A 23,356-nucleotide genomic window follows, 5' to 3' on the forward strand; every position below is an offset into this window, starting at 1 on the left:
TATGCAGTATTCCCAGTCAAACCAACTGGTTCCGCATGTTCCTGTGATGATATATTTTGTAAACTTGATTAGTTCTTTCCGAATTCACTAAGTTTCAAGTTCGGATTTCTCTCCTCGACCATGCCGACACTCCAGCTGTTGATGAATAACAATAACGGATTGCCCTTGAGGTCGCAGATACGCTTCATATCGGATGTACCCTGGATCTTCGCCACATCCACTTCCTCCGGGTTCTCAACCCAGCGGATATACTCGAACGGAAGCTGTTCCAGACGGACATCGACATTGTACTCGTTCTTTAAGCGGTAAGTCAGGACCTCAAACTGCAGGACACCGACAACGCCGACGATGATCTCCTCCATACCGGTATTGAACTCCTGGAAGATCTGGATCGCACCTTCCTGAGCGATCTGGTTGACACCCTTTAAGAACTGTTTTCTCTTCATGGTATCGATCTGGCGGACTCTCGCGAAATGCTCCGGCGCAAAGGTCGGGATACCCTCAAACTGGAACTTCTCGTTGGATGTACAGAGCGTGTCACCGATTGAGAAAATACCCGGATCGAAAACGCCGATGATATCTCCGGCATAAGCCTCGTCAATGATCTTACGGCTCTCAGCCATCAGCTGCTGCGGCTGGGTCAGACGTATCTTCTTGCCTCCCTGGACATGGTTGACTTCCATTCCGGCCTCGAACTTACCGGAGCAGATGCGCATGAAAGCGATACGGTCACGGTGCGCCTTATTCATATTTGCCTGGATCTTAAATACGAACGCGGAGAAATCTTCCCGGAACGGGTCGATCACGCCTGTCGTTGTCTTTCTCGGAAGCGGAGAAGTCGTCATATTTAAGAAATGCTCCAGGAATGTCTCGACACCGAAGTTTGTGAGTGCGGATCCGAAGAATACCGGGGAGAGTTTTCCGGCGCTGACAAGCTCCTGATCAAACTCATCGCTTGCCCCGTCGAGAAGCTCAATATCGTCTCTTAACTGAGCGTGGAAATCGGAACCGATGACGGAATCCACATCTGTTCCCTCCACGTCGAAAGTCTCTGTGGCAACTTCCTTCTGTCCGCCCATGGCAGCCGTGAAGGTCGTGATCTTCTTTGTCTGGCGGTCATAAACGCCCTTGAAGCTCTTTCCGCAGCCGATCGGCCAGTTGATCGGGCAGGTATGGATTCCGAGAACCTCCTCAATCTCGCTCATGAGCTCGAACGGATCTCTCGCCTCGCGATCCATCTTGTTTACAAAGGTAAAGATCGGGATATGGCGCATCACACAGACTTTGAACAGTTTGATGGTCTGCGCCTCGACACCCTTTGATCCGTCGATGACCATGACTGCGGAGTCCGCTGCCATCAGGGTACGGTAAGTATCCTCGGAGAAGTCCTGATGTCCGGGGGTATCAAGGATGTTGATGCAGTATCCCTCGTAATTGAACTGGAGTACGGAAGATGTTACGGAGATACCTCTCTCCTTCTCGATCTCCATCCAGTCGGAGACTGCGTGCTTTGTCGCTTTGCGTCCCTTTACGGTTCCGGCAAGATTGATCGCGCCTCCGTATAACAGGAATTTCTCAGTCAGTGTCGTTTTACCGGCATCCGGGTGGGAAATGATCGCGAATGTCCGTCGTCTCTTTATTTCATCATTTAATGAAGCCAAAAAATTTTCCTCCAAATCTATCTTGTGTTTCGTCTATCAATATTTTCCTGCTGACAGCACAAAAGAACCGCGGTCCTTCATTGACTGCCGTTTTTTTCTGCTGCTCTTATTCCAATTAATTTTTACCAGTATTTAAGAGTTTCGTCAAGAAGAAAGCCCTAAAATTCGTTATATTTATAGCAATCTTCACCACTCTGTGCCTGCTTTGCGTTTTTCGCCTGTAAAGGCACCTGAGTGGTCGAATCTTCTATTTTCTGGTAAAAATTGGAATTTTCTATCTTTTAATTTCAAAGATCTCGTCTAAGATTGCCCCTGCAACCTCTTCCTTCGACATGATCGGAAGCTCGGTCTCCTTATTCTCGCGGATCATCGTCACTACATTCGTGTCCGTTCCGAAACCGGCACCGGCAACCTTCAGATTGTTAGCAACGATCATATCGAGGTTCTTCTTCTTTAATTTTGCCCTGGAATTCTCCAGCATATGTTCCGTTTCCATGGAAAATCCGCAAAGAAACTGGCTGTCCTTTTTGTGCTCACCAAGCCACTTTAAGATATCGTCGGTGCGCTCCAGTTCGATCGCCATATCCCCGTCCTTCTTCTTCGTTTTTTCCGTATTCACGAACTTCGGGCGGTAGTCAGCGACAGCCGCGGCCTTGATCACCGCGTCCATCTCATCACTGCGGCTCGTCACGGCCTCAAACATATCTTTGGCGGTAACCACCGGAACAAAGTTTACGAACATCGGCGGCTCCACCTCTGCCGGTCCGGAAACAAGAGTCACGTCAGCGCCGCGGAGAGCAGCCGTCTTCGCGATGGCATATCCCATCTTTCCGGTACTGTGGTTTGTAATATAGCGCACCGGGTCGATGGCCTCCCTCGTCGGGCCTGCGGTCACGAGGATCTTCTTTCCTTTTAAGTCTTTCTTGTACTGGACTTCCTTTAAGATATACTGGAGCAGCACCTCCGGCTCCGGCATCTTTCCCGCTCCGGTATCGCCGCAGGCGAGGTATCCGCTTGCCGGACTGATCACTTCCATTCCATAGTGTTCGCAAATCTTTAAGTTATCCTGTGTGATCGGATTCTCGAACATTCTCGTATTCATCGCCGGGCTGATGATCTTCCTGCAGGTACAGGCGAGAACCGTGGTCGTCAGCATATCGTCCGCAAGGCCATGGGCCAGCTTCGCGATCACATTCGCGGAAGCCGGGGCAACGAGGACAACGTCCGCTGCCTTCGCAAGGGAAACATGTTCAACGGAAAACTCAAAGTTCCGGTCAAACGTATCCACCAGGCATTTGTTTCCGGTCAATGTCTCGAATGTAATCGGGTTGATGAAATTTGTCGCATTCCGGGTCATAAGCACATGGACATCTGCCTTCAGTTTTTTCAGTGCGCTGGCGAGATATGCGATTTTATAGGCAGCGATGCTGCCGCTCACGCATAAAAGTACGGTTTTTCCTGCTAACATTTGGAATCCTCCGTTGTAATTTTAGTCAATTTATGGTAAGATAATTCGAACTTTAAAATTATGAGGAACCTGTCTCACATGTTTCTCATATTCACGGTGACGGTTGGCAAGTCCCGCAAATACGGAAGCTTTGATCAACTGCACACGTAAAAACAGTATAACACGTTACTTAGATTTGTGGAAGGAGTTTTCTCAATGATTTTAGCAATCGACATGGGAAACAGTAATATCGTTGTCGGAGGTCTTGACGACAATAAAACATATTTTGAGGAGCGTATCACCACCGATGACCGGAAAACGAGTCTCGAATACGCGATCCTTTTAAAGAATATTCTGGAGATCCATAAAGTAAAGAAAAATGATATCGAAGGTTCCATTATGGCGTCCGTTGTCCCGCCCCTGAACGCGCCGATCTCTTCCGCCGTAAAGAAGATCACCGGAAAGAAACCGCTTCTTGTTGGTTCCGGCATGAAGACAGGCTTAAACATCAAGATGGATAACCCCAAGACCGTCGGCGGTGACCGGATCGTGGCCGCTGTCGCTGCAAATGCCAAATACAAAGGACCGATCATCATCGCGGATATGGGAACCGCGACAACGCTCGATGTGGTGGACCACGATGGAAATTACATCGGCGGTGTGATTCTCCCCGGTGTAAAGGTTGCCTTAAACTCCCTCGTTTCCAATACGGCCCAGCTTCCGAGGATCAGCTTCGATGTTCCGAAACGCGCAATCGGAAAGAACACCATCGAATGTATGAGAAACGGCATCATGCTCGGCAATGCCGCAATGCTTGACGGTCTTATCGACCGCATGACCGCAGAGCTCGGCGAACCGGCAACTCTCATCGCTACCGGCGGTATGGCAAGATTCATCACACCGCTCTGCACCCACAAGATCACCTATGACCCGGATCTTCTGCTCCGCGGACTGATGATCCTTTACCGACAGAATACGGAAACAAAAGACGCGTAAAGCTTCACTGCCGAATGAAATTAATGTTCATTCGGCTTTTTTTATTGTAACAGGGAATTTCCTGTTACATAAAAAAGGCACATTCTTTTTCATTCAGAATCGTCCTCCCGGCCATTTCTGTCTATACATTTCGTTCGAAACGAAATGCAAGCGAAATGTAGAGTTGTAATATTTCGTTTTATAGGATATACTTATGATAGAATTACGTTTGGAGGTGTTCTATGAACTATTTGTCCAGCAGGGAAGCGGCAAAAGCAATGGGAATCACAGTGCGCAGAGTCCAGCAGATGTGCAAGCAGGGCGAAATTTCCGGAGCTGTGAAAGAGGGACATTCCTGGCTGATTCCAGAAAATGCAGTTTGGCCAGATTCAGGCGAAAAGAAAAAGCCGATGCCCATTGGGATTTCTGATTTCAAGACGGCGACCACAAGCTATTATTATGTAGATAAAACCTTGCTGATCCGTGATTTTCTGGATGCGAAACCTATGGTATCGTTGTTTACCCGTCCGAGACGTTTCGGTAAAACATTGAATATGGATATGGTTCGGGTCTTTTTTGAAAAAACACAGGAGGACACCTCCATTTATTTCAAGGATAAGCAGATATGGCAGTGTGGTTCTGATTATACCCGGCATCAGGGAAAGTATCCGGTCATATTCCTGACATTTAAGGATGTAAAATGTCTGACATGGCAGGAGACATTTCAGAAGATCCGTAAGCTGATTTCACTGGAATTTATACGGCACAGTGAACTTGAGGAAAGTACTGCACTTGGAATCTATGAAAAAGAACAGTACCATCGCCTTGCCAGTGACAATGCGAATGAAGTAGACTGCCAGATGGGATTACAAATCTTATCTCTGTTGCTGCACAAGCATTATGGACAAGAATGTATTATCATTATTGATGAATACGATACACCGATCCAGCAGAGACATCATTGCAATTTTTATCCTGAAATCGTGAATTTCATGCGTAATTTCTTTTCCGGCGGCCTGAAGGATAATCCACATCTGGCTTTTGGCTTTCTCACAGGCATTCTCCGTGTTGCAAAAGAAAGCATCTTCAGCGGCATGAATAATTTGAAAACCAATTCAATTTTGGACGACAGTTACAGTGAATATTTCGGATTTACGACTGAAGAAGTAAAAGAAATTCTGCACTACTATGGAAAAGAGGATAAATATCAGGAGATCTGCAGCTGGTATGACGGATATCGATTTGGTAATACAGAAATCTTTAATCCATGGTCTGTGATCAATTACATTACCGATCAATGCTTCCCAAAGGCATTCTGGCAGTCTACCGGCAGCAACGAAATCATTGGTGAGATTATCGCGACATCTACTCCCGAGATAACGGAAGGACTTCATAAACTGCTCTGCGGTGAAAAAATCACTACTTATATAGACACCAGCGTGATCTATCCGGAGATCCAGAATAATCCATACACGATTTATAGTTTTCTTCTTGTTGCGGGTTACTTAAAAGTTGCAGAAATTTATCCACAGAATGATGGAAATTTCATGTGTGATGTTGCAATTCCAAATAAAGAGATTGCCTGTGTCTATGAAAAAGAAATTTTGAATCGGACGAATCAGAACAGCGTCGCGATTTCTATCAATCAGGCGATATTCTCCGGAAATGCAAAAAAGCTTCAGTCTTTGCTGGAGAGTTTTATGCTGCAGAGTATTTCTTCTATGGATGGGGCAAATGAAAGTTTTTATCATGGCATGATGCTTGGATTATGTGCGATCCTTGGAAACAGGTACCAGATTCGTTCCAACCGAGAATCAGGGCTTGGCCGATTTGATATTCAACTGAATCCATTAGTAAAAGAAATTCCGGGATTCCTGTTTGAATTCAAACACACAAATGATGATCATGTGGATCTGGATGCGCTGGCAGACCGCGCACTCCAACAGATAGATGCGAAAAAATACGACACGGAATTGCGGGATGCAGGTGTCCGGCCGATCATAAAAATCGGGATTGCTTTTCGTGGAAAAACAGCCGTTGTGAAACGAAAATAATGAGAAGGGGCTGCCGCACCAATTTTGGCAAGCGGCAGCCCCGTTTTCTATAATCATGTTTCTATTTTATCCCAGTCTTCTCACAAATTCCTCATACCCAAAGGTTTTCACCACACTGCACTCCCCACTCTCATCCATTCGCGCGATGGACGGAAGGCACATGCCGTTGAAGGTGTTGTTTTTTACCATGGAGTAGATCGCCATATCCTCGAAATAGAGTTTATCGCCGATCTGAATCTCGTGGTCGAAGGAATAGTCGCCGATCACGTCACCCGCAAGGCAGGTCATTGATGAGAGACGGTAGGTGTACTGCTTTTCGTCTGCTTCTCCGGAGTCTTTTAACGGCGGACGGTAGGGCATTTCCAGCACGTCCGGCATATGGCAGGCGGCGGAAGCGTCCAAGATCAGAGTCCTGATGCCGTTATCCACAATGTCCATGACTTCCGTCACGAGATATCCCGCATTTAATGCCACGGCTTCCCCAGGTTCCACATAAACAGTGACATCATATGTCTCCTGCATATGGCGGATGCAGCGCTCTAAACGGTCGATGTCGTAATCGCTTCTCGTGATATGGTGTCCGCCGCCCATGTTGAGCCATTTGATATTTGGAAGCTTCAGGTACTTTCCGAATTTTTCCTCCACTGCCTTCAGAGTCGTCTCCAGATCATCCGAGTTCTGCTCGCAGAGGGTATGGAAATGGATCCCATCAAGCTTTTCCACGAGATCTTCCCGGAAATTTGCCAGGGTCACGCCGAGTCTGGATCCCGGTGCGCAGGGATCGTAGATCGCGTGGTCGCCCTGGGTGGAACACTCCGGGTTTACGCGGATGCCGATACTGACGCCCTTTTCCTTACAGAAGTCCGCGTATTTTTCAAGCTGGGAAAAGGAGTTGAATACCAGATGTTCGCAGATATCGGTGATCTCGCCGATCTCCGACTCCTTGAAGGCCGGGGCAAATACATGGTTCTCCTTTCCCATTTTTTCATATCCAAGCTTTGCCTCGAAAAGACCGCTGGCTGTGGTTCCGTCCAGATACTGCCCGATCAGCGGGTACTCAAAGAAGTTCGAGAATGCCTTCTGGGCAAGGAGGATCTTGCAGCCGGTGTCGTCTTTCACTTTCTTTAAAATCTCCAGATTTTCTCTGAGTTTTTTTTCATCGATCACATAACATGGAGTTGGTAATTCATTAATCTTCATCTTGTTCTCCAATTACTGACTCGTTTCTGATACACATTTCAACCCTGCCAGAAAACGAAGTTCATTTTTCTACTGCCGTATCACAATACAGCAACACCCCTGACATCCTGCCAGAGGTGTTTTCTGCACTTAAAATCATTCAAATTTTATTTCACAATCTCCGGATTCTCATCCACAACCCACGGAAGTCCCCACTTGTTCAACGCTTCCATATACGGATCCGGATCGAACTCCTCGACGTTGAATACGCCTGCGCCCTTCCAAGTTCCGTCGACTACCATCATGGAACCGATCATAGCCGGTACGCCTGTCGTGTAGGAGATGGCCTGGGAGCCAACCTCTTTGTAGCACTCCTGGTGGTCGCATACATTATAAATATAGATCGTCTTCTCTTTTCCGTCCTTCACACCGGTAAAGATACAACCGATGTTTGTCTTTCCGACGGTTCTCGGACCTAAGGATGCCGGATCCGGAAGAAGAGCCTTTAAGAACTGGATCGGAACGATCTCCTGTCCGTTAAAGTTTATCGGGGAGGTGGAAAGCATTCCAACGTTCTCTAAGCATTTCATATGGGTCAGGTAGCTCTGGCCGAAGGTCATAAAGAAGCGGATGCGCTTTACGCCCGGAATATTCTTTGCGAGGGATTCGATCTCCTCATGATGTAAAAGATACATATCCTTCTCACCGACCTGCGGGAAGTTGTACTCACGCTTGATCTCCATCGGCTTTGTCTCTACCCAGTGGCCGTTCTCCCAGTAGGAACCGTTTGCGGATACCTCACGGAGGTTGATCTCCGGGTTGAAGTTTGTAGCGAACGGATAACCATGGTCACCGCCGTTGCAGTCTAAGATGTCGATGGTGTGGATCTCATCGAAATAGTGCTTTAACGCATACGCGGAGAAGACGCTTGTGACGCCCGGGTCAAAACCTGTTCCTAAGAGTGCCATAAGTCCAGCCTCTTTGAATTTCTCCTGATATGCCCACTGCCAGGAATAATCGAAGTATGCGGTGAAGCCCTCTTCCTTGCAGCGTTTCTCATAGATCGCGCGCCATGTCGGATCGTCGGTGTCCTCCGGCTCGTAGTTTGCGGTATCGATATAGTTCACGCCGGCCTTTAAGCATGCATCCATGATCGTCAGGTCCTGATACGGGAGTGCAACGTTTAACACTGCATCCGGCTTGTAGCTTTCCATTAAAGCCACCAACTCGTCCACGTTGTCAGCATCCACTTTCGCGGTCGTGATCTTCGTCTTTGTAGTTCCCTGAAGTTTCTCCTTTAAGGCATCGCACTTGGATACGGTACGGCTTGCGATCATGATTTCTGTGAATACATCACTGTTCTGACAGCACTTGTGGATCGCTACGGACGCAACACCTCCGCAGCCGATGATCATTAATCTGCTCATGTTTATTTTTCCTCCTCTTTTAAAAGATCCTCAACATACTTCGGCAGCATGAATGCGCCCATGTGAAGATGTGTCGTGTAATACCAGGTTTCGATATTTAATGCATCCCATTCCCGGGGCTTGAAATCCTTGATGGGATGATATTTCTTTGAAGCGAAGCCGAAGAGCCAGTATCCGGACGGACAGGTCGGAATATGCGCCTGATACACACGGCTGATTGGGAAGGAGCGGAACGCCTTGCGGTGCATACTGCGGCAGGCCAGCTCGTCCTCATCGTAGAATGGGCTTCCGTGCTGGTAGACCATGATCCCATCTTCCTTTAAGGCGCTGTAGCAGCTTCCGTAGAATTCCTTCGTGAACAGTCCCTCAGTGTGGCCGAAGGGGTCTGTGGAATCGTTGATGATGAGGTCATATTTTGCCTTCTTGTTTCTTAAAAATCTCAGACCGTCATCATAGTGGACCTCGACACGCGGATCATCTAAGGCACAGGCTACCTCCGGGAAAAATTTTCTTGAAACCTCCACAAACATCTCATCCGTCTCCACGACATCGATATGTTCCACGCAGTCATACTGCAAAAGCTCTTTCGCGACACCGCCGTCGCCGCCGCCAATGATCAGTACGTCCTTCACACACGGATGGACCGCCATCGGCACATGGGTCACCATCTCGTCATAAATAAACTCGTCCTTCTCGGAGAATACGATCTCCCCGTCCAGAGAGATAAATTTTCCAAATTCCTCGGAATCGAACACATCGATCCGCTGATATTCACTCTCCCCGGAAAACAGCTGCTTTTCGATCTTGATGGACAGCTTTACGTTTCCGGTGTGCAGTTCTGAAAACCAGAATTCCATATCTCGTGACTCCTTGTATCGTATTGGCCAAAGCCTATATGTTTGCCAGCACCATCAGATGGTCCACCGCCGGATCCTCTGTTCCCTGCATGGAGCATCCCTTTTTCTTCGCATACAGGATATACTGGACCACGTCGTCCGTGATCATCTCCCCCGGCGCCAGAATCGGGATTCCCGGAGGATAACACATAACAAACTCCGCACAGACTCTTCCTGAAGACGCTTCCACCGGAACGGAGACCTTCTCGGAGTAGAACGCTTTCTGCGGGGACATAACAACCTTTGGAGAAATGTACTCGCCAGAGAGCAGTCCGGAGCTGTCTTTTTTGTAGAGACGCTCGATATCATCCAGAGCACCAACAAGACGCTCGATGTCCTGGATACGATCTCCGATGGAGATGTAAGCAAGAATGTTGCTGATGTCACCGAACTCGATCTGGATATCATACTCGTCGCGCAGGAGGTCATAGACCTCAATTCCCGCAAGTCCGATGTCTCTTGTATACACGGAGAGCTTCGTCACATCGTAATCGAAGATGCTGTCCCCGTTTACCAGTTCTTTTCCGTAGGCATAATAACCACCGATGGAGTTGATCTCCCGTCTCGCGTACTCTGCCATCTCAACGACCTTCGCGAAGGATTCCTCACCGCGGAGAGCCAGATTTCGTCTTGAGATATCAAGGCTGGAAAGAAGCAGATAGGAGGCGCTTGTGGTCTGGGTCAGGTTGATGATCTGGCGCACATAGTCGGTGTTCACGCCCTTATTTAAAAGAAGAAGCGAACTCTGGGTCAGGCTTCCGCCGGACTTGTGCATGGATACCGCCGCCATATCAGCTCCCGCTGCCATTGCGGAGATCGGAAGATTCTTTCCAAAATACAGGTGGGTTCCATGGGCCTCGTCCGCGAGGACCTTCATGCCCCTCGCATGGGCAAGCTGTACGATCGTTTTTATATCAGAGCAGATACCGTAATAGGTCGGGTTGTTGACGAACACCGCAACCGCGTCCGGATTGTCCTCGATGGCCTGTTTTACTTTTTCGACCTGCATTCCCAGTGAAATACCGAGTCTCTGGTTCATCTCCGGATTTACGTAGATCGGGATTCCGCCGCAGAGCACCAGCGCGTTGATAACGCTCTTATGTACGTTTCGCGGCAGTATGATCTTATCTCCGGCTTTTACCACCGAGAGGATCATGCTCTGGACCGCCGATGTCGTTCCACCTACCATCAGATAGGCGCTGGCCGCTCCGAATGCCTCCGCCGCAAGCTCTTCCGCCTCACGGATCACGGAGACCGGATGACAGAGGTTGTCAAGCGGCTTCATCGAGTTTACGTCCAAAGATACACATTTCTCTCCTAAAAGCTGTACAAGTTCCGGATTTCCGCGTCCTCTCTTATGTCCCGGTACGTCAAACGGGACAACTCTCTTCTTTTTAAATGCCTCGAGCGCTTCATAGATCGGGGCTTTCTTTTGTCTCTCTCTGTCCATGGTTTTGTTCCTCATGCATTTTATTGATTGCGCATCATCTGAATAATAAAAAAAGCAGATGACGCCAAAACCATCATCTGCTCAAAACGATTCTATTCCATTGGGGTCTGGGGCGCGTCACTCCGCTCCCGTCTGCCTCTGACTTTTATCGTTTTTTCCTCCAAGTCTGCAATCGAAAATATATTGTCCCTGCACTTATTGACCGATTCACAAGATGATGTTTTTTTAAAACACTGATTATAAAGTAATCAACTTATAATTTTGAGCTTTTAACTAAATCAATAATGTGGGCTTACCCCCCCGCGGCGCTTGACCCGCCTGTCCGATGGGCTTAACTTCCGTAGTCTGTTCTGCGGGAGTGGTCATTACATACATTTGCATGAAAACGATAAATGTCTCTTCACACTATTCTTATCATACATGAAAAACACGGGAACTGTCAAGTAAAAAATTCTTTACGTGCTTGACAAAGTAAATAGAAATCCGGAAGGATTCCCAAAGCCCGCGGATCCCTTCCGGATTATTCTATACCTAATGCAAGAGCATCTCCCCGCGAGGATACGCAGTGATTCTGATAGAAGCATATCAGCTTCTCTTACCAGAATCACGCGCCAAGTCTCGCGGAGATTCAGCTTGAAACTCGTTTTACTGCTTGTTTCTTCCGTCCCAGACACCGTTTTCCTCTACATAGTATCCGTCCGGTGTTCTTTGTCCGGCGTACATAATCCCTCTCTTTCCATCGGAAATCGGATTAAAATAGTACCAGACTCCATTGAGAAGCATCCAGCCGGTCTGCATGCCGTGTTCCGGATCCATATAGAACCAGCCGCCGTAATCCTCATCTCTTAACCAGCCTGTCTTGACATAACCCGTTTCATCAAAGGCCCACCATTTTCCGTTGATCTGCTCCCAGTGATATGTGCCGGTGCGGTCGGCCATTGGCCATGTACCGTCACTAAAGCGGAGCCACCAGCCTTTGGCGTCCTTCATCCAATGGCTGTAGCCATCATTCACGGTCTGATTGGCTGTGCCGGTGATGACGCCCTGTTCCACATTTCTGTAGCCCTTCTGACTGTCCTTTGTAACCTTGTTGGACGGATCCGGGGTTACTTTAACACGACTTTCGTTCGGATCATCATACTCGGAGCTGTCCCCGTCTGAACTGGAGCTGCCGCCGTTGGAACCGCCATTATTGCTGCCATTGGAATTACCATTATTGGAGCCATTGTTGCCAGAATTATTTCCAGAGTTGTTGTTGGAGTTACTGTCAGACGAATCTGCAGTCAGAGTCACGATCACAGGAATCTGAATATCCTCGTAATTCTTAGTCTCCACCTTCACGACAACCTGGGCAGTCTTGCCAACCATGTTTTTAGAACCGCCTTTCAGACGAAGTACCAGATTCATGCCATCCACTGCCGCACTATCTAAGATCTGTCCCTCATCGGAAATGATCTGTGCCGTGATACTTCCAATGGTTCCACAGTTCTCCGGAAATCCTGGCAATGCCACCTGTCTCTCGCCAGTCTCTTTGTAGCTGTATGATTCTGACATAGCAGATACGGTTGGAGCAGCTGCTTTCTGCACAGTCACAGCAACTGTTTTCGTTTCGTCATTGAAATTCGCCATAGATGCTTTCACATACACCAGATACGTTCCCGCCTCTGTAAAGCCCGGGATCTCACTCTGGTAATTGACACCGTCCTTCGAGTAGGTAAATGTTGCGTCTGGGCTTACATTTTCAAGTCCGGTTTCCACAGAAGCATTGATCTTCGGCTGCTGCTCGGTACCGTTGTAGGTGAGCGGGGCTGCGGATACGGTCATGGACGCGAAATCTCGTTTCTCAATCCAACCATAATCACTTACACTCGTTGACTCTAACTGGTAACTTTCTGCATTCGGTCCAGCAATCTTGATGTCATGAGCAGTCAGAACCCTTTTTCCCGCATCTGCATAATTGTATTCCCACTCAACATGATCAACATAAATCTCATCGAAAGGACTTGTTCCTTCTTTCGTAATCGCAAGTTGAATTGCTAAGTTCTGTGCATCCGTAACACCAACAGTGCCATCGTAGACTTTCGTTGTGCTTCCATTAATCTTTAAAAACAATGTAGATTTCTGAATTGTAAATATAGCGCCATTCGTGGTATTATCGTAATTTCCAATTCCCATTAACTGAACCGTATATGTTCCTGCATCCTTTATTTCTGAATCCTTTATTACTGAACCTATTCCTCCAGAAACTTTCTTTCCCCAATAGGATATTTTGTAATCAACATTTTCTCTCAACTCATTTTTTAAAGCGCCATCCCAATTCTCAAACACCTTGATTTTGGGCATCTGGGGTTTGCCATTATAAATAAGGACATCAGGCTCAATCGTTACTGCAACACTGGACGAAAAAGTACGCTTCTTAATCTCCGTTGTTTCAAAAGAAGAGAACACTTTTGGTTCATAATTATCCGTTATAACCCTTACAAATACATGCTGACCAGACTCTGCTACATTTGCAATGGTAGGACACGTTTGTTGCCATTGATCGGCAGGCAACTCATCAATCTTAGTTGTCCTTGCTACCTGATATTCATACGTCACTTTCACATCACTTGGTATATCTTTCGCTGTGACCGTAGCTACTTTATATCCAGTAGAACCATTATATGTCACATCCCGAATTGGATTGATTTCCAGCTTCCAACTTTCTGGAATTTTCGCTGGTGTAACTGTTAATGTTATCTCAACTGGTTCTGCTGATTTATAGATTCCAGTTTTTTCTGTGGTAACCTGAATTACGAAAGTTCCTATCTTTTCAACAGTCAGTTTACCTGTCCCAGAATTGATCGTTCCTATTCCATCACTTTTATCTTTATCAATCGAATACGACAACTCTACATTCTCATTTGGCTTAGTAATTTCAGCGAGACCTTGAATATCCATCTTCTCACTCGTATATTCCTGCTTTAATGTACCTTTAGTGAATCTAATTGAACCTGGATCCCTTTTTGCATCTTCTGGCACACTTCCAGTTCCACTGATTGTTCCTCCCTCTTCAGTCACAACAGTTCCACCGCCGTCATAATCACCATTTACGATAAGCTTTCCTTTATTTACTAATTTACCAGTTTCTTTGAGACCCAACCTATCTACTTCTAAAGTTCCTCCAGATTCAATCGTCATAGTTCTATTGTCTAATAATACACGATCTGCAATTAATTTTCCGCCTTTTATCGTAACATTATCTGATGCTACAGCAAACCCTGTACCATTATTCTCCGTTGCTCTAATTATTCCACCTGAAAGTTCAAATGTTCCAGCGGTACCTCTGCCATCAACCAAAATAGCCTGATGACCAACTCCATTAGCCGTTAACTCTCCACCAGACATCCGAAAAGTACCGCCTACAAATACACCATATCGGCCACTTCCAGTTGTAGTTATGGAACCCCCAACAATATTTAATTCTCCATTTCCAGAAACTCTAATTCCTGCTATTCTATCATCATCTGCTTTATTTCCCCCCTTATATTCATTAGCACTTGCATTAATCGTTCCTCTTTGAATTGTTAATTTTCCAACAACATCTATGCCAGATCCAATCAGGTTTCCAGCAGTCGTCAAGCTACCATCGCCCGTGATAACGACTTCTGCTCCTTGCCCAATAAAAAGAGCAGTACCAAGATATTTACGATCTACTTCCGCTTTATTTTTACCTCGTAATTCTATTGTCCAGTTTCCACTATGTATAGAAATAGAATTCACATTTGTATTATTAAGAATTAATTTATGATTACCATTTGATAAGTTCTGATACGTTAATCCACTAATATTGGCACTGGTTAAATGGTCTTCCCCATTATCATAAACACTGGCATCAACTTTTCCATCCCTTATTACTGTAAGAATTGCCCTCATTTCTCCAGCCGTCACCGCCGCCTGGTCTCCCACCACAGACACTTCCACCACCAGCGCGTCCACGCCTTCTGCCAGCTCATACCCCTCCGGCAGCTCTGCTTTAAACTCATAGGTGCCTTCCAATGGCCAGCGGCCTTCTTCGTCCTGCACATACTCCGGGCAGCTCCAGCTGGTGATTGACAGATTCTTTTCTTCCCCGTCTTCCACGTTTTCGCCGTCTTTGCCTTTTTCCACCCGGGCAATAATGGCCGTTGGTAAATATTCGGTGATCTCTGTAAAAGATGGCTGAGCCTCCTCAGTAATTCCGGTGAGTTCCAGTCTGCCATCAAGCAGATTTTCCTCCGGATCAAGCCATGACCATGACAGGATCTTCGTCTGTGGAACCGGTGTGACGGTTCCACCCGTGGTTGTGGTATCTTTCGCATTGGACGACGTGCTGACAGAAGGTGCTGTCCCGTTCTGAGATAACACATCGTTTAAATTTTTATTCTCATCTGTATTACCAGAAGAATCCTTCCGGTCTATGGCTTCTTCTCCAGCTTGCTCCTTGCCAGAATCAACCTTGCCTGTATTGGAAGTAGCATCCAACGTGTCGGCATTCTCATTATTTTCATTCTCTGTATCCCGTATACAGCCACTTTCTACGCTGCAAATGTGGGTACATTCCGTAGGCTCCTTTCCTATCTGGGATGGAGTTGCTGTTTTGTCTGCATCTTTGTAGCACTCTGCCGTATGCACATGGACGCACCGGTTATTCCCTGCATCCGAATGTATCTCTCCCCATGCTGTATTCCCAAAAGCTGTCGATATCGCCAACGACATGGCCAGCCAGACCGCCGCTGCTTTTCGTGTATTTTTCATTACCACAACGCCCCTTTCTGATTCCTTTTCACATTTGATGTACGCTCATAAAGTCTATTGCTCTGCTTTCATTATTTAATAATCCGCGCGACATGTCAAGCAAATGCACACGAATTGTTGTTTTTTGGCACGAAATGTTTGAGAACTGGTATCGGAAATGCAACAGTATTTCGACTCACAGTTTCCGGGGCTTTGACACACCTTCCCTCTAAAAACACCCTGTAAGCCGCATAAAGGCTTATATTTTTTTGTCAATTTTGTCGTTTTTGCACAATTCAGAAACCGAGTAAATAACTACGCGGAAAATAAATAAATAGAAATATGCAAATAGAAATCCGGAAGGATTCCCCAAGCCTACGGATCCCTTCCGGATTATTCTATAGTTAGTACACGCGCCAAGTCCCACGGAGGTTCGACTTGAAACTCGTTTTACTGCTTGTTTCTTCCGTCCCAGACACCGTTTTTATCTACATAGTATCCGTCCGGTGTTCTTTGTCCGGCGTACATAATCCCTCTCTTTCCATCGGAAACCGGGTTAAAATAGTACCAGACTCCATCGAGAAGCACCCAGCCGGTCTGCATGCCGTGTTCCAGATCCATATAGAACCAGCCGCCGTAATCCTCGTCTCTTAACCAACCTGTCTTAGCATAACCCGTTTCATCAAAGGCCCACCATTTTCCGTTGATCTGCTCCCAGCAATGTGAAACACCACCGGATTCACGCACGCTTCCCTTCGGATAGGTATTATCTGCAAAGCGTAACCACCAGCCGTGCTCATCCATCATCCAATGGCTCTTTCCGTCATTGACAAAGCTGTTTGTTTCTCCTGTGATAATTCCTGTTATACTGTCGATCGTTCCTTTGACTGAATCGTGGCTGACTGCACCGCTGCCGGAGGTTTTATCCTTACCGGAGGACGGGTTGTTGCGACTCGGTCTTTCCGGCTCATCCGAATCATCGGAATCATCCGTTCTGTTCGATTCGTTCGGTTTGCCTGCTTCTCCTGGCTTTTCCGTTTCACCCGGCTTGCCTGATTCTCCCGGCTTTTCCGTTTCACCCGGCTTTTCTGCTTCGCCCGGTTTGCCCGTTTCTCCCGGCTTGCCTGTTTCTCCCGGTTTTTCTGTTTCTCCCGGCTTTTCCGTTTCGCCAGGCTTTTCTGTTTCGTCCGGCTTTTCTTCCGTTGCTGTAACTTCTGCCGTGCCGGTCATCGCTGCGATCTCATAACGAGCGGAGGCCCCTTCATTCGGTGTAAATACCACCTCGTAGCTATGGGTGCCTGCCTGTGCCGTCTGCGCCGGATCCTTCCATGCAAAGCTTCCGTATTCGGTGCTTCCTCCCGATAAGGCAGAATCACTCAGAGGACTTCCCGCCTTCACCGACGCTGCCGTCGGCCAAGTGATCTGCGGTGCAGCCACCTTTCCGATCGCGAAGGTATACGCAGCCGGAGCAGGCGTGTTGTATTTGTCCGCCCATTCATGATAAGTGTCAAAATCAAACTCGGCTGTCATCCGGTGCGTTCCTACGGATGCGACTCCCGGCTTTGTCAGGTTGAGAACCGCAGTTCCAGCTTCCCCTACAGAGATCGCATCCGGAACCTGATTTCCATTATCATAGAAGCGGATCTTACCCTGCAGCTTGTCACCATACGCTCCCTGAATACCTGCAATGATATCAAAATCATCCTCGTAGGTTCCGAGAATCCCTTCCGGCTGCTGCACTCCGGTATTCCGGTTCACAGCCGTTAAGGTAAGGGTGAGTGTTCCTTTTTCAATGGTGATCCTTCTCTCTGCCGGTGTGCTTGTGCCAAGGTAATTTGTTCCCTTTGCCATAGTGATGCTTACATCGGCGGAACCCGTGCCTTTGATGGTCACCTGTCCCTGTGCATCCACGGTGAGAACATTTTCATTGGAGCTTTCATACTTCAGAGCTCCATCTCCCACTACATTCACACCCATCAAGGAAAAGCTGTCATCTCCATAGGTTTTTTCTCCAATCCATGCTTCCGGATCGATTGAAATCGAACCCTGTATCCGATGGATGGTTCCGGTCTGAGCTGGATATGTGATAAGGTAATTCTGCAGATTCACTCCACTCTCACCCGTCTCAACCCTTGCCTCTGAGGAATCAATGGTTACCGTCTTACCGGTTCCGGCATTGGCATCATCAAAGGTTCCTTTCAGACCGCTGATGTTATAGCTCTGACCCGAGCTCTGACCCGGAGTTTCTATCTCCACCGTTGCCTTTAATGCGATACCGGTACTTCTGTCATAGTCTTTTTCGATAGGCGTCGTAATAACTGCGGTCAACTCTTTCGGTGATATCTCCGGAATCACACTTTGGGTCAAAGTTTCTCCATACTGGTCTTCTGATGCTTTATCAGGTATAAATTCTACCTGATATGAAGTGGTTCCCTTTGCCTCCGGATAAATGGAGGAAGCGGGCGTTCCGCTCTGATCCACACTGAACCTCCATGTTCCTGAAACCGGTGATCTACTATAATTAACAACCTGAAATCCCGTTGCCAGCTTTACCTGAATCTGATCAAGTGTCTGTCCATAGGTTCCCATCGTTTCAAAGGATACTTTGCCGGCGGGACCGTCGATCAGTAATGCATCCGGTGTTGTCACCTCCAAACGATCAGCTGGCTTCGATGCAAAACTGCTGTCTGTTGCTTTCACACGACGGGTTATATAATAGGTGTTAGCCGGCTTCGGCGACGTAAACGTCTTCTCCGTCTGCCACTGAAGCTTACCATCCGCAGATTCTGAAATTCCGTACTCATAACCGGAAACGGGCTGTCCCTTTACCCTGATAGAGTAGCTCTCTTTCGCTACATTTGTTATCTGTATCGGATCCGGTTTTTTCGGTCTTACCGGAATCTTTATCTCGGTTGCGGCTGCTTCGGAACCTGCGTCCGCTTTCCGCACATACAGAGTAATCTTCTCGGTCGCACTCGTCGGCGGTTTATCCAGAATTCCCGTCAGAGTCTCCTCGCCGCCTGCCGGGATCTTTGTCCAAGATACATTCCTCGGGTATGCCGTATATTCGAGATCATACAGAGCCATATTTTTCAGGACTTCCCTTTGATAATCAATAGAAGTCTGTTCACGCTCCAATACATTCTCATCCTTGCCTTCCTCAACCTTTCCGGTAAATTCCACACCGCCAAAGGAGGCTTTCACTGTCTCCGAAGCCGGAAGGTACATATAGAGCTTTCCGCTGGAATCTGTCCGGACATCCTTAAAGCCGTAGGAGCTTCCTTCAATACCCGCTTTTTCAACCAGTGTATTATTCTCATTGATACCGGTCAGATCCGCTATGGTATAATAAACCGGGTTACCGTTCCCATCTTTTGGTGTATTCTTCTGCCATGTTCTTCCATCTGCAGCCTTTTCCCAGCCATAAATCATAGGGCGTTTTATATATGCACCCGCATTGATCAGATGGATCGTTCCACCCATAATCTTCACATCGGTTGATGCCTTTGTAGAACTCTCCGCCCCCTTTCCAATATGAGCAGCGTCCCTACTATGTACGCCTTTATTATCTAAGCATATTGTACCGCCGTCAATCAGCACCCTCGATGAGCTGTCTCTACCACTTCCGATGCAGGCTCCAGAATAAGAATAGGCTGTAATCATTCCGCCATAAATCTCAATCTCAGCAATTATCGCTGGGCTTCCAGCGGCATATCCAGAACCGCTTCCAATTCCGGCACCCTTCCACGAGCTTGCATTCACCGTTCCGCCTTCTATCACGATTTTACCGGTTCTATCCTTCGTAGCACTTCCTGTTCCGATTCCGGCACCATCACTACTTTTTGCAGTTACAACTCCTCCGCTAATCCGTATTTCTTTTACATTTTTTTCTGACGAAGCACCGATAGCCGCTCCGTCAGAACCAGAAGTGGAAGTTGCAGTTACAGTTCCCCCCTTGATGTGAATAATTCCTGCATCCTGCTCTCCATTTCCTCCAATTGCTGCACCAGTCTTCTCTACCGTTGTATTATTGAGCACCTCTATGGAGCCCGGCTGTCCCGGCTCACTGTCAATCGTAAGCTTTGCATCCTTCGCCACACTGATGCCGGCAGGTGAAACAGTGAACCTTGATGAAGATGCTGATTTATTAATCGAAATCTTGTTTTCCCCTTCCAGATAGGTAGTCACATGGGATTCTCCGTTTATCTGAATCGGTGCGATAGCCTCTGCCGGTGTAATCGTAAGGTTTTTTAATACGAGCTTTAATTCCTCGGAAGCTGGGGTATTCACAGAGAGATGATAATTCTCTACCAGCTCAGATGAAGTGATCCGATAGCATTTCTCATAGGGCTGGTCTATTAGCTTTGCTGTAACCACTTGACCGGAACCATCTGTTTTAGAATATAAAATTGTCAGCTGACCATTTTCCTCGGAAAAAGATATATTTCCAAGGGAAAGATCCAGCTCTCCCTCCAACGTCTCTGCCGCATTTAATACAGTAATATCCGTTCCGGCAGCCTCAGCCTTTACCGTTTCGCTGTTCAGGGTAAAGCTTCCACCGGAGCTGCCTAATTCTGTGATGCCTGTATTTATCACAAACCGGTAATTTCCGGCCGGAAGATATGCCAGGGCATATGCATGATTGCCTGCTGCTGCATCGATTGTCAGTTTCCCGTCAAAGGCAAACTGGCCTTCTTCCTGCTTTAATTCCACCGAAGCTTCTGAAGCAGAGCTATCCAGCCGTTCGACTGTCATGACTATATTCTCTGCTGCCTGCACCTTTGATGAATAGAAGTGGAACCGGACAGGGTACAGGGGTTCTCCGATGGTGAGGGAAAGATTCGTTTCCTCCTCTGACTTCATCGTGAGGGTTCCTGTTACTTTAAAGCTATTATTTTCTCCTTCCTCTCCTTCTTCCTGTACCAGAACCGATACCGGAACCTCTCCGGACAGGGGCGTATACCAGCTGACTTTATCAGTCTTTATCTGATAACCGGAAGCTTTTTTAGATGAATAGGTTACCACATCCGATGCGGTACCGCCTTCACTTGCTTCTTTCCCGATTTGAGCTGTCAGTGTATATTTCTTACCATCCCTCAAACGGCCATCATGGATGGTCAGATCCATTGTCTTCTGGTAGGCGGTTTCTCCAAGTGTGACGGAGATGGTTTCATCTATTCCTTTGTTTAGAACAACTGTTCCCTCCATCGTCTTAACTGTCCCACCGCCGGAAGGCTTCAGCGCTACAACCATCTTCATATTTCCGAAATAGCCCATCCACTGGGTTATATCCGATATCGTTCCCCTGAATCCGGAGACGGCCATTTCTGCCTTTGTCTGATAAACCGGAGATGCTTTTTCTGTATCATTTTCCCGATACAGGGATATGTCAGCCTGATAGGTTCCATCTAGTAGCTGGTTATCATAAGCGGTGATCTGGAATGTTTTTTTCCCGTAGGTACATTCTCCCCGGGGAGCAATCTTGCTTTCAAGCGGCAGCTCCAGCTGCACCTTCTCGGAAATAGTGACACTGCCGCCTTCCATGCTATTCCCACCAATAACCTTTAACACTCCATAACCAATATTTCCGCCCTTTACCGTAACAGATCCACTTAATATCCGGATATCGCCACAGGATAATTTTAAATTACTCACTCCATTCCATCCGCTGCCGATGGCAGCTCCCTGATATCCTAATTCTTCACTCTTATAAGAAGATACGGTTATATGAGGAGCTTCACCCTTCCCCCCGCCGATCACGATCGTGTCTACACCTCCACCAACTCCGCCTCCGATTCCGGCTCCTGTCTCCCTTCCTCCTTCTGCGGTTATCCTTCCACCCAGTATTTTAATGGTTCCGCCGATTCCATACATACCGGTTCCGATTCCGGCTCCTCCATGATAATTATACGCAAGAACCCGATAATCTCCACCTACAGCTTCGATGGTTCCGCCCTTAATTATAATTTTTCCTGTTCCGTATTCCTCATTTGCACCTTCGTAACCTGTTGATCCGGCTTTTCCTCCGATACCGGCGGCACCATAGGCACCTCCCACTGCCTTCAGGCTTCCGTTACTCTGCTCCGTAATAACCAGTGTTGCCCCTTTTTCCACCTCAATTCCGGCTCCCTCATCCAGTCCCAAAAGAGTGTTTTTCCCTTCTAAGGTCAGATTCAGCTGGGCATTGCCTTTCAGGTAAATACCAGCCAGATTCCATCCACGGGCTCCATCAGATTTGATTGTTACATCTTTAATAGTCAGATCGACCGTAACATTATCAATTGTGATACCGCCCTTGATGTCTTTATATGTAAACTCTGGTCGGTTGGTAGGACAATAGTTGCCGGTTATGGTTGTTCCATTAAAGTCATTTTGGTTCGTGCTATCAATGAGCAGCGGCTGATTATTCAGATCATGTTCTCCGCCTGCCAGAGTCATCAGCTGCATCTCTCCTACGAGAACGCAGATTTCCGGCAGCTCTGCTTCCTCTCCCACCGGATATTCCTCCGGCAGAACCGGTGTGTAGACATAGGCACAGCCGTTGTAGTACTGGTTCGCCTCATAATAGCTATTCCAAGTCTTATCGGAGGTTTCGATAGGCTCTCCGTCCTCGTTAAATTCTTCAAAATAGTCCTGTGGGGAGATCCCGCCGTGAAATTCCGGATAGTCGCTCTCATTGATATCCAGCTTCCATGTCACGCCGGAAATCCTGCTGATATCCTCATCTGCTTCCGTCTCCGAGTTTTCTTTTTCGGTGTCAGCTTCCGCATCTATCTGCTGCTCGCCTTCTGCTTTTTGAGCATCCTCTAAAGTTTTCTGCTTCATCCGAACCTCCAGAGTATCCGGAAGAACGATATCGCTTTCTTTGGCACCCAGAGAGAGCTTCTGCACCGCAATGGCCTCATCCAGCTCCAGAAACGCCTCTATCTCTGTTTTTAGCTCTACTCCTGTTGCTGTGCCATTTGGTGCTCCGTTTGTTCCTGCGATTGCTCCGCTTGCACCTGCTTCTGCTTTGCCTGCTTCTGCTTTGTTTGCACCTGACTCTGCTCCCGCTTCTGCTTTGCCTGTATCTACATCTGCTCCCGCTTCTGCTTTGCCTGTATCTGCATCTGCTCCCGCTTCTGCTTTGCCTGTATCTGCATCTGCTCCCGCTTCTGCTTTGTTTGTACCTGACTCGCCACGGTTATCTTTTACTTCCGCATTCGATAGAGAAGCATTCGACGGAGAAGCTTTTAATACAGATTCTTTTGATGTAGATTCTTTTTCTGCTGTTTCCGCAGTATCATCTGCTCCCGTTTCAGCCCCGATCCGCTGCAGCGAACCGGCCGCCAATGCCTGCGGCTGCCATTCACATGTATTCCATATTAATATAGCTGACAATGCAGCTGCTAAAATTCGTTTCGATTTTTTTCTCATACTTTTTTCCTCCCACTTCTATTTGAATTTAGGATAATCATCAAGTTCCCGCAATATTTACATTTTTCGCATAATCTTCTATACTAATAGTATATC

The 23,356-nt window shown here is 47.3% G+C and carries 10 protein-coding genes; 2 read left to right on the forward strand and 8 right to left on the reverse strand.

The annotated features are described in order from the left end of the window. Nucleotides 1–68: 68 nt before the first annotated feature. The gene (locus FN001_RS13370) at nucleotides 69–1,661 is read right to left on the reverse strand and encodes a peptide chain release factor 3 (protein ID WP_117484361.1); all 1,593 of its coding nucleotides are present in this window, start codon (nucleotides 1,659–1,661) and stop codon (nucleotides 69–71) included. A gap of 274 nt (nucleotides 1,662–1,935) precedes the next feature. Then, nucleotides 1,936–3,129 carry a bifunctional phosphopantothenoylcysteine decarboxylase/phosphopantothenate--cysteine ligase CoaBC gene (gene coaBC, locus FN001_RS13375; protein ID WP_142412174.1) on the reverse strand — a complete coding sequence of 398 codons (1,194 nt, stop codon included), beginning with the start codon at nucleotides 3,127–3,129 and terminating at the stop codon, nucleotides 1,936–1,938. A 195-nt stretch (nucleotides 3,130–3,324) separates the two neighbouring features. Here coaBC and FN001_RS13380 point away from each other — a divergent pair, with 195 nt between their 5' ends. Both FN001_RS13380 and FN001_RS13385 read left to right on the forward strand, forming a co-directional pair. Then, nucleotides 3,325–4,104 (forward strand): type III pantothenate kinase, encoded by a 780-nt coding sequence (locus FN001_RS13380; protein ID WP_015553673.1) that lies wholly within the window; start codon nucleotides 3,325–3,327, stop codon nucleotides 4,102–4,104. A gap of 221 nt (nucleotides 4,105–4,325) precedes the next feature. Beyond that, entirely contained in the window at nucleotides 4,326–6,137 is a 1,812-nt protein-coding gene (locus tag FN001_RS13385) for an AAA family ATPase (RefSeq protein WP_142412175.1), read from the forward strand. 66 nt (nucleotides 6,138–6,203) lie between these two features. Here the strand turns inward: FN001_RS13385 and nspC are convergent, their stop codons facing one another. The 6 genes from nspC to FN001_RS13415 all read right to left on the reverse strand — a co-directional run bounded on the left by nspC (nucleotide 6,204) and on the right by FN001_RS13415 (nucleotide 23,260). Continuing rightward, nucleotides 6,204–7,337, reverse strand: coding sequence for a carboxynorspermidine decarboxylase (nspC, locus tag FN001_RS13390; RefSeq protein ID WP_142412176.1), 1,134 nt, complete (start codon nucleotides 7,335–7,337; stop codon nucleotides 6,204–6,206). A gap of 146 nt (nucleotides 7,338–7,483) precedes the next feature. After that, on the reverse strand, nucleotides 7,484–8,743 hold the full coding sequence (locus FN001_RS13395; RefSeq protein WP_118606946.1) for a saccharopine dehydrogenase family protein: 1,260 nt from the start codon (nucleotides 8,741–8,743) through the stop codon (nucleotides 7,484–7,486). A gap of 2 nt (nucleotides 8,744–8,745) precedes the next feature. Then, nucleotides 8,746–9,600, reverse strand: a complete 855-nt coding sequence (speE, locus tag FN001_RS13400; protein ID WP_015553676.1) for a polyamine aminopropyltransferase — start codon at nucleotides 9,598–9,600, stop codon at nucleotides 8,746–8,748. Between the two features lie 34 nt (nucleotides 9,601–9,634). Next, the gene (locus FN001_RS13405) at nucleotides 9,635–11,089 is read right to left on the reverse strand and encodes an aminotransferase class I/II-fold pyridoxal phosphate-dependent enzyme (RefSeq protein ID WP_142412177.1); all 1,455 of its coding nucleotides are present in this window, start codon (nucleotides 11,087–11,089) and stop codon (nucleotides 9,635–9,637) included. A 645-nt stretch (nucleotides 11,090–11,734) separates the two neighbouring features. Continuing rightward, nucleotides 11,735–15,865, reverse strand: a complete 4,131-nt coding sequence (locus FN001_RS13410; protein WP_142412178.1) for a hypothetical protein — start codon at nucleotides 15,863–15,865, stop codon at nucleotides 11,735–11,737. Between the two features lie 429 nt (nucleotides 15,866–16,294). Then, nucleotides 16,295–23,260: a YDG domain-containing protein gene (locus FN001_RS13415; RefSeq protein ID WP_142412179.1), complete on the reverse strand. Its 6,966-nt coding sequence runs from the start codon at nucleotides 23,258–23,260 to the stop codon at nucleotides 16,295–16,297. Nucleotides 23,261–23,356: the final 96 nt, after the last annotated feature.

Origin of the sequence: Clostridium sp. Marseille-P7770 (assembly GCF_902143525.1) — a bacterium.
Classification (GTDB): domain Bacteria; phylum Bacillota; class Clostridia; order Lachnospirales; family Lachnospiraceae; genus Pilosibacter.